This is a genomic window from Nonomuraea sp. NPDC049158 (genome assembly GCF_040648335.1).
In the GTDB taxonomy this organism is placed as follows: Bacteria; Actinomycetota; Actinomycetes; order Streptosporangiales; family Streptosporangiaceae; genus Nonomuraea.
Genome location: NZ_JBEZDM010000006.1, coordinates 308,089 through 321,928, shown reverse-complemented (window position 1 = coordinate 321,928; position 13,840 = coordinate 308,089). Strand labels below are relative to the sequence as shown.

The window sequence follows — 13,840 nt, the reverse complement described above, 5'->3', positions numbered from 1 at the left end:
TCAGGGCGCGCTGTGTCAGGGCGCGCTGAACAGCGCGCTCACCGACTCGCCGTCGTGGATCCGCCGCATCGCCTCGGCCAGCGCCGGAGCGATCGACAGGACCGTGAGCTTGTCCGTGGGCTTGGGCACGGGCACGGTGTTGGTGCAGACGATCTCTTCCACCTCGGGCAGCGCGCTCAGCCGCTCGATCGACCCGGCCGCGAACAACCCGTGCGTGCACGCGACACGTACGGAGTTGACGCCACGCTCGCGCAGCCGGTCGAGCAGCTCGATGACGGTCGTGCCCTTGGCGATCTCGTCATCCAGGATGATCACGTCCTTGCCCTTGACCTCGCCGATCACCGAGCTGATCACCACCCGGTCGTCGCTGAAGCGCTGCTTGGCCCCCATCGCCACGTCGGTGCCGAGCAGCCGGGCGAAGTGCGCCGCCTCCTTGGCGTTGCCCAGGTCGGGGGAGACGACGACGGTGTTGGACAGGTCGTAGCGGCGGAAATGGGCGGCCAGCTCGCGCAGCGCGTGCAGGTGGTCGACGGGCACGCTGAAGAAGCCGTGCACCTGTGGCGAGTGCAGCGTCATCGTCAGCACCCGCCCGGCGCCCGCCGTCACCATCAGGTCCGCCACCAGGCGCGCCCCCATGGAGATGCGCGGGGCGTCCTTCTTGTCGCTCCGGGCAAATGCATAATGCGGCATCACCACGGTCGTCCTGGCGGCGGACGCTCCACGGGCGGCGTCGAGCATCAGCAGCAGCTCGACCAGGTTCTCCTGTACGGGCGGGACCAGCGGCTGGATGATGAAGACGTCGCGTTCCCTGCAGTTGGCCTGGAGCTGGACCTCCAGCACGTCGTTGGCGAAGCGGTTGACCTTGACCGGGTGGAGCGGGGTGCCCAGGTGGGAGCAGATCTCCTCAGCCAGATCGGGGTGGGCGCTGCCGCTGAAAACCGTGATGTCTCGCACGATTCCGAAAGGATAGCTTCACGGGCTCAGGTAATGGTGCACCAGGGCGGGTTCACCGGCCGCGTTGCGCCATCGGGCGCGTGAGGTGGCGACGCGCTGCCAGCCGTACCTCTCGTAGGCGGCGATGGCCGCCCGGCCCTCGTCGGAGACCTCCAGGGTGAGACGTCCGTCCGCGTCGGCGAGGGCGGTGTCCAGCAGACGGGCGGCGAGTCCGCCGCGCCGGGCGGGCGGCGTGACGAACAGGCGGGTCACGGATGCGCGGACGGGCGTACCGACCAACTCGGTCACCCGCGACTCGACCTGAGCGAGCCCGACATGACCGACTATGACGCCTTGCTCGTCCAGGGCGACCCAGGCCCGGAGCAGGTCGCCGGGCGTTAGCCAGCCCTGCGGATCGTCGGGCCAGTCCACGGGGTAGCGGTCGGCGGCCTGGACCTCGGCCAGCGCCCGCACACACGCGTCGAGATCGGCGGGAGTTCTGAGTCGGATCATCGCTGGAGCGCCGCCATCGTGAGTCGGGTCATCGTACGGGAGTTACTGAGTCGGATCATCGTTCGACCGCCGCCATCGTGCGGGAGTTACTGGGTCGGATCATCGTTCGAGCGCCGCGACCGTGAGGGAGTCGAGGTCGGGGACGACCTTCCAGGCGAGCGCCAGTGCGTCGGCGGCGGGCGGATACCGGGGATGAGGCACGGCGATCACCCGCATCCCGGCCGCGTGCGCCGAGCGCAGGCCGTTGCTCGAATCCTCCACCGCCACGCACCCGCGCGGATCGACGCCCAGCTTGCCGGTCGCCTCCAGGTAGCCGTCGGGGGCGGGCTTGCCGCGCGGCACCTCCTCGGTGGAGACGGTGACGGCGAAGCAGTCGCGGAACTCGGCCGCGTCCAGCACCACCTCGATCAACGCGCGCGGCGAGGAGCTGGCCAGGCCCAGCGTGAGGTCCGCCGCCAGGCGCCGCACCGCCTCGGGCGCCCCCTTCATCAGCGGTACGCCGTGCCGGTAGCGCTCGGCCATCTGGTCCACCACGCCGCGCGCGATCTCGTCCGGAGGCAGCGTCACGCCGAGTTCGTGCAGGTAGGCGGCCCATTCCTGGGTGCTCATCCCCATGAGCCTGGACTGGGTGTCCTCCTGCCAGGTGCCGCCGTGTTCGGCGACGAACGCCCGCCGTACCTCCTCCCAGACCGGCTCGGAGTCGACGAGTACGCCGTCGAGGTCGAACACGCACGCTTCCACGGAACCCCCTAGCGGGCTTTGTCGGGATTGCCCATTAACGAGGATATGCGTTGACCGGTTCTCGGGAATGGGCCTGGGCATGGCCGACCTTCCACTCCATGATTCCAGCGACTTCGAGGCGGCGGCGGATCGCGGCTTCATCGCGAAGTTCAGCCCGGCGGTGGTCAGCGCCGCCGACAGCAAGGTCATCTGGGACGGCGAGTCGGCCGCCTTCCTGGAGCAGGACTGTCCCGGCAGCGCGCATCCCAGCCTGTGGCGGCAGGCGCGGCTCTCCGCCCGGCAGGGGCTGTACGAGGTGACGGACGGCGTCTACCAGGTGCGCGGGTTCGACCTGTCGAACATGTCGATCGTCGAGGGTGACTGCGGCGTGATCATCATCGACCCGCTCATCTCCACCGAGTGCGCGGCCGCGGCGCTGCGCCTCTACCGAACCCATCGCGGCGCCCGGCCCGTGACCGGGGTGATCTACACGCATCCGCACGTCGACCACTTCGGTGGCGTACGCGGCGTCACCGGCGGCGGCGTGCCGATCCTGGCGCCCGCGGGCTTCCTGCGGAACGTGGCCCGCGAGCACCTGCACGCCTGGTCCGCCACGGCCCGCCGATCGGTCTACCTGTACGGCCAGGCCCTCGAACGATCACCCGACGGCCAGATCGGTACGGGCCTGGGCAAGACCCGCTCCATCTCGCTCATCGCTCCCACGCTCGACATCGAACGTACGGGACAGGAGGAGACGATCGACGGGGTACGCATCGTCTTCCAGCTCGCCCAGGCACCACCGGAACTGGCCCTGTACCTGCCCGGCCACCGGGCCCTGTGCCTGGGCGAGAACGCCACCCGCAACCCGCACAACCTCCTGCCCCTGCGGGACGCCAAGGCCCTGGCCCGGCAGCTGGACGAGACGGTCGCGCTGTTCGCGGCCGAGCTCGACGTCGCCTTCGCCTCGCACCACTGGCCCACCTGGGGCGGGCCGGAGATCGTCCGGTTCCTGTCGCAGCAGCGTGACCTGTACTCCTACCTGCACGACCAGACCCTGCGGCTGATGAACAAAGGCCTGACCGGAGCCGAGATCGCCGAGGCCATGCGGGTGCCGCCCGAGCTGGAGCAGGTCTGGCACACGCACGGCTACCACGGGCCGGTCGGCCACAGCGTCAAGGCCATCTACCAGCGCTACCTGGGCTGGTTCGACGGCAACCCCGCGCACCTGTGGGAGCATCCGCCGAGGGAGAGCGCGACCCGCTACGTGGAGTGTCTCGGCGGCGGGGCGGCCGTCGTCGCCTTCGCCCGGCGCTACCTCAAGGAGAACGACCTGCGCTTCGCCGCGCAGCTGCTCAACCACGCGGTCTTCGCCGACGAGGGCAACAAGGAGGCGCGTGACCTGCTCGCCGAGGTGTACACCCGGCTCGGGCACGGCGCGGAGAACGCCACCTGGCGCAACCTCTACCTGACGGGCGCGCTGGAGCTGAGCGACGGCGTCGTGCCGGCCGCCACGGAGCAGGCCGCGCCCGGCCTGGTCGCGGCGCTCGGCGTCGATCAGATCCTCGACTCGATCGCCATCCGGATCGACGGGCCGCGGGCCTGGAACGAGAGCCTGTCCATCGACTGGCACCTGACCGATCTGGGCGAGAGGTATCGGACCACGCTGTCGAACGGCGCCCTCATCCAGCACGCCGACCCGCCCGAGGGGCCGGTCGACCTGACCTTGCGGCTGACGAAGGCGCAACTGCTCGGCCTGCTGGCCGGCCACGGCGTCGAGCGGGTCGAACGAGAAGGCGACATCGGCGTGCTGCGGCGGCTGGTGGCCGTACTCGACCACCCGATACCCGACTTCGCCATCGTGACCGCCTGACGCGGTCAGCCGCTACGGCGGGGCACCAGGCTCGAGATCGCGAAGTAGAGGACCCCGGCCAGCACCAGCGCGACCACCACGCCGATGTTGGCCGCCCCGAACGTCCCCGCGATCGCGACCAGCCCGACCAGCCCGAACGACAACGCGTAACCGATCACTGCGGTGATGATCGCCGGGAAGACGCCCAGGCCGAGCCCGACGACGTAGACACCGAAGGCGACGCCGAAGAGGGAGAGGTTGGCGCCGGCCCACGGCCATAACAGGTCCCGAGGCGTGCCCCGCCGCTCGGCTGCCGGAACGGCGTTGATGCCGTTCTGCTCAACGGTCATCATGTCCATGATCGGACGGTACACCCGGCACCCGCGGCTGCCCCAGAGCGGCCGGGATCAGCCGTCGAGTCCCAGCAGCGCGGCCTCCACCTTCGGGTCCAGGCCGACCGGCGGCCGGTCGGGACGCATGGGCGCCCGCCCGCCGATGCTCCGCAGCCAGGCCCACGTGTCGGCCACCGTCTCCGCCACCGGCCGGAACCGCAGCCCGGCCGCCACCGCCTTGGACACGTCGGTTCGGTGCATGGAGTCGTGGTCGTCGCCCTCCAGCCAGATCGGCAGATCGGTCCACGGCCGCACACCGGCCGCCAGGATCGGCTCCGGCGCCACCCACCGCAGCTCGGCCCCGGACCCGGTCACGTCTATGCAGGTCCGCAGCAACTCCTCCATGGTGACGAATCCCGATGGGCTCACCACGTTGTAGGCCCCACCCAGTCCGTCCTTGGCCACCTCAAGGCACCATTGGGCCATGTCGCGCGCGTCCACGTACTGCAGGGGCAGCTCGGCGGGCCCCGGCGCGAGCACCGGCCCGCCACGCGCGATCCTGGTCAGCCACCACGGCAGCCGCCCGATGTTCTCGTACGGGCCCAGGACCAACCCCGCCCGCGCCAGCAGCGCCCGCTCCCCGAAGGTCGCCACCGCCGCCAGCTCCCCACCGGCCTTGAGCTGCGCGTAACCCACGTCATCGCCGTCATCGGCCGAGGCCGCGACCACCGGAGCGTCCTCCCCGGAACCGGCCGCCATCGGGTAGTCGTAGACGGACCGGCTGGACACGTAGACGTAGTGTCCCGCCCGCCCGGCCAGCAGCGTCGCCGCGTCGCGTACGGCGGACGGCGCCCACGACCAGGTGTCGACCACGACGTCCCACTCACCACGCTCGAGCGCCGCCAGCCCGCCCGGCTTCGTCCGCTCGCCCCGCAGCGCCGTCACCGTGGGCGGCGGGGCATGCGTGCCCCGGTTGAACACGGTGACGTCCCAGCCGGCCGCGAGGGCCTCGTCGACGAAGACCCGCCCCACGAACTCCGTCCCGCCCAGCACCAGAAGTCTCATGGCCATCACCCTGCAGGTCGCGGCCGCCGCCAGGTAGCCGTGCACGCCGACAGCGGAATCGCCGGCAGCGAAACCACGGCATCGCCCACAGCGCGATTACCGACTGCGCCAGCGCTGACAGGGGAATCGCGGACGGCGAAGCCCCTCACTCTCCGCGACACTTTAGCGCTGCAAAGGTAGATATATCAGCAGGTCAGTGTCAATGCTGTTCCTCGCGGCATAATGGGGAAGTGTCACAGATAGTGATGCTAGGGACCATGGGATGGTGAAACGGATCTTCCCCTGCACGATCCGGGCGCGCCTGACCATGATCGCGACTCTGGTCGCGGCCGTGGTCTTCGCCGCCACGGTCGGCCTCACCCTGAGCACATTGCCGGGCAACCTCCGCGGCGCCGTGCAGAACCGGGTGGAGCTGGCCGTACGACGGGTGGCCAACGACGCCCGGACGAAGGAGCTGCGCAGCCTGCTCCCCACGCCGGCCCGCGTACCCCTCCTGCAGGTCGTCTCCTCCGAGGGCATCGTCCTCGCCTCCAGCCACAACCTGAGGGGTCAGCCCCCCATCGCGAACCTGCGGCTGCCCCAGCCGGAAACGATCTACGCCACCGAGATCGAGCTCACCGGCGACAGCGATAGTGTGGAGCACGGATCCAAGTACCTGGTCATGGCCATGCAGTCGCGGACGTCGTACGGCCTGATCACCGTGTACGGCGCGTCCTCGCTGAGCGACGTCAACCGGGCACTCGGGTGGCTCTATGCCCTGATCTTCCTCGGCACCCCACTGATGCTGCTCGGCGTCGCGGGCATCACCTGGGCCGTGGTCGGCCACACCCTGCGCCCGGTCGAGCGCATCCGAGCAGAGCTGGCCGAGATCACCGGGCACGACCTGAGCCGCCGGGTCCCCGTGCCCGGCGCCGGGGACGAGATCTCCAACCTCGCCATGACCACCAACGACACCCTCGACCGGCTGGAACGCTCCGCCGAGACGCAACGCCGCTTCGTGGCCGACGCCTCGCACGAGCTCCGCAGCCCCATCACCGCGCTGCGTACCCAGCTGGAGGTGGCCAGCGCCTATCCGGACGACACGGACTGGGCGTCGACGGGCGCCCGGGCCCTGAAGTCAGCCGACCGTCTGACGGACATCATCGAGGAGCTCCTGATGCTGGCCCGGCTCGACGCGGGCGCCGTCATCGAATGGCACGTTGTCGACGCCTGCCAGCTGGCGGAGGAGCAGGGGCGGCGCCGTGCGGAAGGCGACATCAGCGTCGTCACCCACGTGATGGGCACGGCCCCTGTCATGGGCTCCCGCATCCAGCTGGACCGGCTGCTGACCAACCTGCTCGACAACGCCACCCGGCACGCCGCCACCAGGATCGACCTCCAGGTGGCGGTCAACCGTGGAGACCAGACCGTCGACATCACGGTCACCGACGACGGGGCGGGCATCGCGGCCGACGAGCGCGAGCACGTTTTCGAGCGCTTCACCCGCCTGGCCGAGGGCCGGGCCAGGGACAAGGAGGGCAGCGGACTCGGCCTGGCCCTGTCGAGGGAGATCGCCCAGGCGCACCGGGGGACCCTGACGATCACCGACCACTATCCAGGCGCCCAGTTCGTCACCCGTTTGCCGTTGTACCTGGATGGAGATTCACCGGTGTGAGCGGTTCGCGCCCGTCCAGCACGGCCGCGACGTTCGACACCGACAGGTGGCACATCCGCTCGCGGGTCGCCGTGCCCGCGCTGCCGATGTGCGGGGTCAGCACGGTGTTGCCCAGCTCGACCAGCGCCGGATTCACCGCCGGCTCGCCCTCGAACACGTCGAGGGCCGCCCCCGCGATCGTCCCCGCCCGCAGCGCCCTCACCAGCGCGTCCTCGTCGACGATGCCGCCACGAGCGGTGTTGACCAGGATCGCGGTGCGCTTCATGCGGCCCAGGGCGTCGGCGTCGATGAGGTGGCGGGTGGCCGGGGTGAGCGGGCAGTGCAGGCTGACCACATCGGCGCGCTCCAGCAGCTCGGGCAGCTCGACGAACTCCACGCCCCGCTCATCGTCCTCCGGCAGCGGCGAGGAGGTGGGCGTGGCCAGGATCTCCATGTCGAACGCGCGGGCGCGCCGTGCGACGGCCCGCCCGATGCGGCCGTAGCCGACCACGCCCAGCGACGCCCCGGCACTGAGATCGAGCCCGAGCAGCATGCGCGGCCCCCAGATCCACGGGGTACGCTCCCGCAGCAGCCGGTCGCCGTCCAGTACGCGGCGCGCGGCGGCCAGGATCAGCGCCATCGTCAGGTCGGCGGTGGCGCCGTCGAGCACTCCCGGGGTGTTGGTGACCTGGATCCCGCGCTCGGTGGCCGCGGCCACGTCGATGTTGTCGTAGCCGACCGCGGTGTTGGCGACGACCCGCAGCGACGGGCCCGCCGCGTCGAGGAACTCGGCGTCGATGCGCTCGGTGAGCGTACACACGACCCCCTCCGCGCCCGCGGCCAGGCGCAGCAGCGTGGCGCGGTCGGGCGGGTCCTCCTCGCCGCACACCACGGGTCGGCCGAGCGAGCGCACGAGCGCCATGGCGGCGTCGGTCAAGGTGCGGGTCACGTAGATCATCGACTCTCCTCGCTCATCGGGGGTGCCGTGGGGGCCGGGCGGCCCACGATCCTGCCCCAGGTCTCGCCGTACGACTGCCAGCGCGCGGCGACGACGTGCGCCCATTCGGGACGCGGGTCGATGCGCCGATACGGCGGCGCGGGGAGTATGGCCCCGTCCGTCCCTTCGGCGGCCATCGCCGCGGCTCCCATCGCGGGCAGGTACGTCTCCTCCACGAGATGGACCGGCCGTCCGAACAGGTCCGCCACGATCCTGGCGTAATCCAGCGAGCCCACCATAACGACGTGATCGGAGTCGCCCAGCATCAGGCGGACCGCGAAGGCCACCCCCTCGACCACGCCCCACGCCGCCGACCAGGCGTCGGTATCGGGCAGGTAGCCGAGCAGGGCGGTGCGCGGCCGTTCCAGCCACAGTGGACCGCGCTCGGGCGTCACATGCGGAATGAACACGGGCGCCGCCTCGGCCTGCGCGATCGTGGCCGCTCCGGCTCTGGCGATCAGCTCCTCCACCGCGTCGCCGTAGCCGAGCAGCCGCGCCGCGACCGACAGAGCCACGCCGCCGTTCGTCGCGGAATGCCACAGCCATCTGCCCGGCCGTACGTCCGCGCGCTGCAACACCCGCGGCGCCCGATCAGGTACGGCGGAGCTCCGCGTGACCACATGCGTCGTGCCCACCGTGTACAGCGGCGCGCGAGACCCGTGGATGTCGAGCAGGCAGGCGGCGGCCGCCGTGTCAGCCGCTCCGGTGACGACCGGGATGCCGGGGCGCAGCCCCAGCTCGGCGGCGGCCTCGGGCAGGAGGGCGCCAAGGGGCGACAGCGACGGGACGACCGGCGGCAGGACGTGCCCGGGCACCCCCACCAGGGCGGCGAGGTCGTCGATCCAGTCACAGCCGTCGGTGCAGGCGAACAGGCCGCTGTAGGAGGCCTGCGTGGGGTCGATCGCGTCGCGGCCGGTCAGCCGGTGACCCAGCCAGGTGCCGACGAACCCCATCGTGCGCGTACGCGCCAAGGTCTCCGGCTCGTGTGTCGCTGTGGTTCCCGCCCAGTGAGCGGGGGAGGGCGACCGCCTTCTATGACAGTGGCGCCCGCATCGGGTCCGCGCTGGCGGTGCCGATCATCACGGCGATCATCGCGGCGTTCGTGGTGATGGCCGTTCTGGGGGTGCTGTGGACGCTCGGGTGGTGGTCGTACTACCGCTCACCGAAGTCCCACCCCAAGCCGAACGCCGCCGAACGCGCCCACATCACCGGCGCGTCCGTCGGTCCCACGGCCGGTGCTTCTGCCGCGCCGCAGCGGCGTGGGAGTGTGGCGTGGTTGCTGCGGCACCGCGTGGTCTGGGGCATGATCGGCGGCTTCTCCTGCCTCAACTTCGTGGTCACCTTCTTCCTCACCTGGTTCCCGAGCTACCTCGTTCAGGATCGCGGCTTCGACCTGCTCAAGCTGGGCTTCTTCGGCATGATCCCCGGCCTGACGGCCGTCGCGGGCGGCTGGGCGGGCGGGATCGCCGGTGACTGGCTGCTCAAGCGCGGCTGGAGCCTCACCAGGGCCAGGAAGACCTGCCTGGTGGCGGGCATGCTGCTGAGCTCCACTGTCGCGGCCGCCGTGCTGGTGGAGAGCGCCGCGCTGGCACTGGCCCTGCTGAGCATCAGCTACGCCGCGATCGCGTTCGCCATCGTGTCGCTCTGGTGCCTGCCCGCCGACGTCGCGCCCGCGCACCAGGTCGCCACGCTCGGCGGGCTGCAGAACTTCGCGGCCAACATCGCCAGCGCGCTCAGCCCGATCGTCATCGGCGCCCTCGCCCAGGCCACCGGCTCGTTCGTGGTCCCGCTGCTGGTAACCGGTGTGGTGGCGGTGCTCGGCGCACTCTGCTTCGGCCTGCTGATCCGCAAGGTGGAGCCGATCGCCGGCTGAGCACCAGGCGAAGAAGAGCGTCGAGCGTAGAAGGAGGAAGGGCCCGCTTCTCGTTTCCGAAGCGGGCCCTTCACATAAGGAGGGGCCCGCTTCTGCGTTAGAAGCGGGCCCTTCGCTAGTTCGCTACGGGGTTACGGTGATGCGGGTCGTGGCGGGCGGGGCGATCGGGTTGTCGCGGCCCAGCTGGTCGACGAAGGCGTCGATGTCCAGCGGCCCGCTCCAGAGGTCCGTACCGTCCTTGAAGCCGAGGAAGGCGTCGCCGCCCCCGACCAGGAAGTTGTTCGCGGCGACCCGGATCGTCTGCGCGTCCGTCACCGCGACGCCGTCGATCTTCATGTTCGACACCTTGGAGCCCCACGCCGCGCCGCTGCTGTAGGTGTAGGTGAAGTTCGCCGACGGCTGGAGGATCTTGGTGAACGGCTGGGCGTTCGGCCCGCCGGTGAACTGCTGCTCCAGGACCGTCTTGAGCTGCGCACCGGTCAGCGTCACGACCTGCATCAGGTTGTTGAACGGCTGCACGGTGAACGCCTCGCCATAGGTGACCACGCCGTCACCCTCGCCCGCCGCGGAGCCGGCGAAAGTGAGAGAAGCCCGCACGCCACCCGGGTTCATCAGGGCGATCTGCGCGTTGCCGCCGGTCTTGGTGCCGGCCAGCTGGCCGTCGGCGATGAGGTCGCCGAGCGGGGACTCGCCGCTGGGGGCGGCGGTGTTGGTGATGTCCGCGGTGATCCGGCCGACGGGCTTGTTGGCGACCGGGGCGACCCGGTCCTTCCAGGTCTGCACGAAGGCGGAAATTTCGGGATCCGGGGTTACCGTACGGGTCACGACCTGGTTGTCGGCAACCACCGAGGCGCGGTCGATGTCCCGCGTCTTGACGTTCACGTTGAGATCGACCTTCGTGATGACGCGGCCGAACGAGCCACCCTGCGAGTACAGGCGGTCCTGACCGGCGGGGTCCTTGACCTTGCACAGGTACGCCTGGTGCGAGTGCCCGCTGAGGATCACGTCGATCTCGGGGTCGACCTGCGTGGCGATGCGGTTGCCCGCGCCCGGGACGGCGCTGCAGGCGTCCGGCGACTGGCCCGCGGTCACCTGGTCGCCCTCGTGCACGAGTACGACCTGGGCCTTCACGCCCACCAGCTTGAGCAGCTTGGACGCCAGGTTCGCGGCCTTGACCTCGTCCACGAACTTGAGGTTCTTGATGCCATCGGCGGTGACGATGTTCGGGGTGGTCTGGGTGACCAGGCCGATGAAGCCGATCGGCACGCCGTTCATCCACTTGACGCTGACGGGCGGCAGGGCGGGCACGCCCCAGTCGCTCATCAGCTTCTTGACCTGGCTCTGCGGCGCGCCCAGCGCCGCGAGCGCGTCGGTCTTCTCGTTCGGGTTCTTGAACAGCACGTTGGCGCCGACGTAGTCGTACTGGGCGCCCTTCCACGTGCCGGCGGGCGAGCACCCGTCCACCGGGTGGCAGCCGCCCTTCATGATCCGGCGCAGCTCCGTGTATCCCTCGTCGAACTCGTGGTTGCCGACCGCGGCCACCTTGAGCCCGATCTTGCCCATGAACTCGACGGACGGCTCGTCGTGATAGGCCGCCGAGATCAGCGGGCTCGCGCCGATCAGGTCGCCCTGGGCCACCGCGATCGTGTTCTTGTCGCTGAGGGCCTTCATGTGCGTGGCGACGTACGCGGCGCCGCCCGCCTCGACGGTGGCGCCGTTCTCGTCGACCATCCGGCCGGAGGATCCGGTCGGGGGTTCGAGGTTGCCGTGGAAGTCGTTGAGCGCGAGCAGCCGTACCGGAACGGTCTTGGGTGCCTTACTCGCGTTCGCGGGGGCGGTCGCCGCGGCGAACCCGCCCGCGGCGACGGCTCCGGCCAGCACTAGCCGGAGGAGGGAACGTGGGGTCATGGCCTTAGACGTTACGGCCGGAACCTATGCAGCCAATGTCGCAAAGGTAACGATTCATCGGCCCGCCACATGGCGTTATTTGCCAGCAGTACCCCTAGAGTTCGGACTGTGACAGCGCACGTGGAGATCAGACAACGACTTGATGACCGCGAAATCGCTCAGGTGCTCGGCGTGGTGGACGCGGCGACGGAGGCCGACGGCGTCCGCCCGCTCAACGAGCATGTCATGCTCCACCTGCGCTACGGCGGCGATCCGCAGGCCCGTTCCCTGCTCTTGTACGACGACGATGAGGCTTTGGTGGGCTATGCCCACGTAGATCCCACCGACGAGGTCGAGGGTCCGAGTGGCGAACTGGCCATCCACCCCGCCCGCCGCCGGAAGGGGCACGGCACGCGGCTGCTGCGGGCCGTACTCGAGGTGTCGGGTGGCAGCCTGCGCCTGTGGGCGCACGGCGATCATGAGGGCGCGGGCGTCCTGGCGGCGTCGGCGGGATTCGAGCGCGTGCGCTCGCTCTGGCAGATGCGCCGGTCCCTGTCCACGCCGCTGCCCGCTTTCGAGATGCCTGATGGAGTACGGCTGCGTACCTTCGTACCAGGTCAGGACGAGGAGGCGTGGCTCAAGGTCAACGCCGCGGCCTTCGCCCACCACCCCGAACAGGGCGCCTGGACGGCCGGCGACCTGCGCCAGCGCGAGCAGGAGCCCTGGTTCGACCCGGAGGGTTTCTTCCTGGCCTTCCGCGGCGAGCGACTGGCCGGCTTCCACTGGACCAAGATCCATGGCTCGTCCGAGCACGGCCACGAGCCGATCGGCGAGGTGTACGTCGTCGGCGTCGACCCCTCCCAGCAGGGCACGGGGCTGGGCAAGGCGCTGACGCTGGCGGGTCTGGACCATCTACGCGCGCGTGGCCTCGCCCAGGCGATGCTCTACGTGGACGAGGCCAACACGGCGGCGATCCGCCTGTACGAGTCCCTGGGCTTCGACCGCTGGGACGTCGACGTGATGTACGCCGTTATTCCACCACCCAGTGCAGGGCGAAGTAGGACACAGCGGCCACCAGAGCCGCAGCCGGAATCGTAAGGATCCAGCCGGTCACGATGTTGCCCGCGACGCCCCAGCGCACGGCCGAGAGCCGCTTGGTGGCGCCGACGCCCATGATCGCCGAGGTGATCGTGTGCGTGGTGGAGATGGGCGCCCCGAACCCGATCGCCGCCGTGTACAGAACCACCGCCGCCGCGGACTCGGCGGCGAAGCCCTGCGGCGGGTCGAGCGCGATGATCCGGCGGCCGAGCGTACGCATGATGCGCCAGCCGCCGGAGTACGTGCCGAGCGAGATCGCCCCCGCCGACGCGAGGATGACCCACTGCGGGATCTCCGACCCCGGGCTGATGTAGCCGCCGACGACGAGGGACAGGAAGATGACGCCCATCGTCTTCTGCGCGTCCTGCAGGCCGTGGCCGAGCGCCATCGCCGCGGCCGAGACGGTCTGCGCGTAGCGGAAGCCGCGGTTGGTCTTGCCGGGCTGGCTGTTGCGGAAGATCCAATATATTGCGATCATGATCGCGCCGGCCAGCGTGAACCCGAGCAGCGGCGAGAGCACCATCGGGACCACCACCTTTTCCAGCACGCCGTCCCAGTGGACGGCGCTGGCCGACGCGAGGGCCGCGCCGACCAGGCCGCCGATGAGGGCGTGGCTGGAGGAGGAGGGCAGGCCGAAATACCAGGTGATCAGGTTCCAGCAGATGGCGCCGATGAGCGCCGAAGCCACGATGACCAGGCCATGCGAGCCGTCCGGCGCGTCGATGATGCCCTTGCCGACGGTCGCGGCGACCTGGGTGCCCAAATGGGCGCCGATGAAGTTCATCGCGGCGGCCATGAACAACGCGGCTCGGGGAGTGAGCGCGCGAGTCGAGACCGAGGTCGCGATGGCGTTCGCCGCGTCGTGGAAGCCGTTGGTGTAGTCGAAGGCCAGTGCGATGACGACCACGCCGATGACGAGGGCGAGCGAAAGGTCCACAGA

At 70.3% G+C, this 13,840-nt stretch carries 13 protein-coding genes; 4 read left to right on the top strand and 9 right to left on the bottom strand.

What is annotated here, in order from left to right:
- Positions 1-15: 15 nt before the first annotated feature.
- The 3 genes from AB0B61_RS16790 to AB0B61_RS16780 form a co-directional block, all read right to left on the bottom strand.
- Positions 16-954, bottom strand: a complete 939-nt coding sequence (locus AB0B61_RS16790) for a ribose-phosphate pyrophosphokinase (protein ID WP_358432248.1) — start codon at positions 952-954, stop codon at positions 16-18.
- An 18-nt stretch (positions 955-972) separates the two neighbouring features.
- Positions 973-1,446: a GNAT family N-acetyltransferase gene (locus AB0B61_RS16785; RefSeq protein WP_358432247.1), complete on the bottom strand. Its 474-nt coding sequence runs from the start codon at positions 1,444-1,446 to the stop codon at positions 973-975.
- A gap of 99 nt (positions 1,447-1,545) precedes the next feature.
- Complete coding sequence (locus AB0B61_RS16780; protein ID WP_358432246.1) at positions 1,546-2,187, bottom strand: HAD family phosphatase; 642 nt, start codon at positions 2,185-2,187, stop codon at positions 1,546-1,548.
- Between the two features lie 79 nt (positions 2,188-2,266).
- Here AB0B61_RS16780 and AB0B61_RS16775 point away from each other — a divergent pair, with 79 nt between their 5' ends.
- On the top strand, positions 2,267-4,036 hold the full coding sequence (locus tag AB0B61_RS16775) for an alkyl sulfatase dimerization domain-containing protein (protein ID WP_358432245.1): 1,770 nt from the start codon (positions 2,267-2,269) through the stop codon (positions 4,034-4,036).
- Positions 4,037-4,041: 5 nt separating this feature from the next.
- Here the strand turns inward: AB0B61_RS16775 and AB0B61_RS16770 are convergent, their stop codons facing one another.
- Together AB0B61_RS16770 and AB0B61_RS16765 are read right to left on the bottom strand one after the other, a co-directional pair.
- Positions 4,042-4,374: a cytosine permease gene (locus tag AB0B61_RS16770; RefSeq protein ID WP_358432244.1), complete on the bottom strand. Its 333-nt coding sequence runs from the start codon at positions 4,372-4,374 to the stop codon at positions 4,042-4,044.
- 48 nt (positions 4,375-4,422) lie between these two features.
- Positions 4,423-5,412: a reductase gene (locus AB0B61_RS16765; protein WP_358432243.1), complete on the bottom strand. Its 990-nt coding sequence runs from the start codon at positions 5,410-5,412 to the stop codon at positions 4,423-4,425.
- Between the two features lie 262 nt (positions 5,413-5,674).
- Here AB0B61_RS16765 and AB0B61_RS16760 point away from each other — a divergent pair, with 262 nt between their 5' ends.
- Positions 5,675-7,066, top strand: coding sequence for an ATP-binding protein (locus AB0B61_RS16760; protein WP_358432242.1), 1,392 nt, complete (start codon positions 5,675-5,677; stop codon positions 7,064-7,066).
- On the opposite strand, the gene AB0B61_RS16755 is transcribed toward AB0B61_RS16760, so the two are convergent.
- Complete coding sequence (locus tag AB0B61_RS16755) at positions 7,023-8,003, bottom strand: D-glycerate dehydrogenase (protein WP_358432241.1); 981 nt, start codon at positions 8,001-8,003, stop codon at positions 7,023-7,025. The genes AB0B61_RS16760 and AB0B61_RS16755 overlap by 44 nt on opposite strands.
- On the bottom strand, positions 8,000-9,013 hold the full coding sequence (locus AB0B61_RS16750; RefSeq protein WP_358432240.1) for an FGGY family carbohydrate kinase: 1,014 nt from the start codon (positions 9,011-9,013) through the stop codon (positions 8,000-8,002). The genes AB0B61_RS16755 and AB0B61_RS16750 overlap by 4 nt, the downstream gene beginning before the upstream one ends.
- A gap of 14 nt (positions 9,014-9,027) precedes the next feature.
- On the opposite strand from AB0B61_RS16750, the gene AB0B61_RS16745 reads away from it, so the two are divergent.
- Positions 9,028-9,915: an MFS transporter gene (locus AB0B61_RS16745; protein WP_358432239.1), complete on the top strand. Its 888-nt coding sequence runs from the start codon at positions 9,028-9,030 to the stop codon at positions 9,913-9,915.
- A gap of 123 nt (positions 9,916-10,038) precedes the next feature.
- Here the strand turns inward: AB0B61_RS16745 and AB0B61_RS16740 are convergent, their stop codons facing one another.
- Positions 10,039-11,823, bottom strand: coding sequence for a bifunctional metallophosphatase/5'-nucleotidase (locus AB0B61_RS16740; RefSeq protein WP_358432238.1), 1,785 nt, complete (start codon positions 11,821-11,823; stop codon positions 10,039-10,041).
- A gap of 108 nt (positions 11,824-11,931) precedes the next feature.
- Between AB0B61_RS16740 and mshD the strand changes: the two genes are divergently transcribed.
- Positions 11,932-12,900 carry a mycothiol synthase gene (gene mshD, locus AB0B61_RS16735; RefSeq protein WP_358432237.1) on the top strand — a complete coding sequence of 323 codons (969 nt, stop codon included), beginning with the start codon at positions 11,932-11,934 and terminating at the stop codon, positions 12,898-12,900.
- Here mshD and AB0B61_RS16730 read toward each other — a convergent pair.
- Entirely contained in the window at positions 12,833-13,837 is a 1,005-nt protein-coding gene (locus tag AB0B61_RS16730; RefSeq protein WP_357959007.1) for an inorganic phosphate transporter, read from the bottom strand. The two genes, mshD and AB0B61_RS16730, sit on opposite strands and share 68 nt — an antisense overlap.
- Between the last annotated feature and the right edge of the window lie 3 nt (positions 13,838-13,840).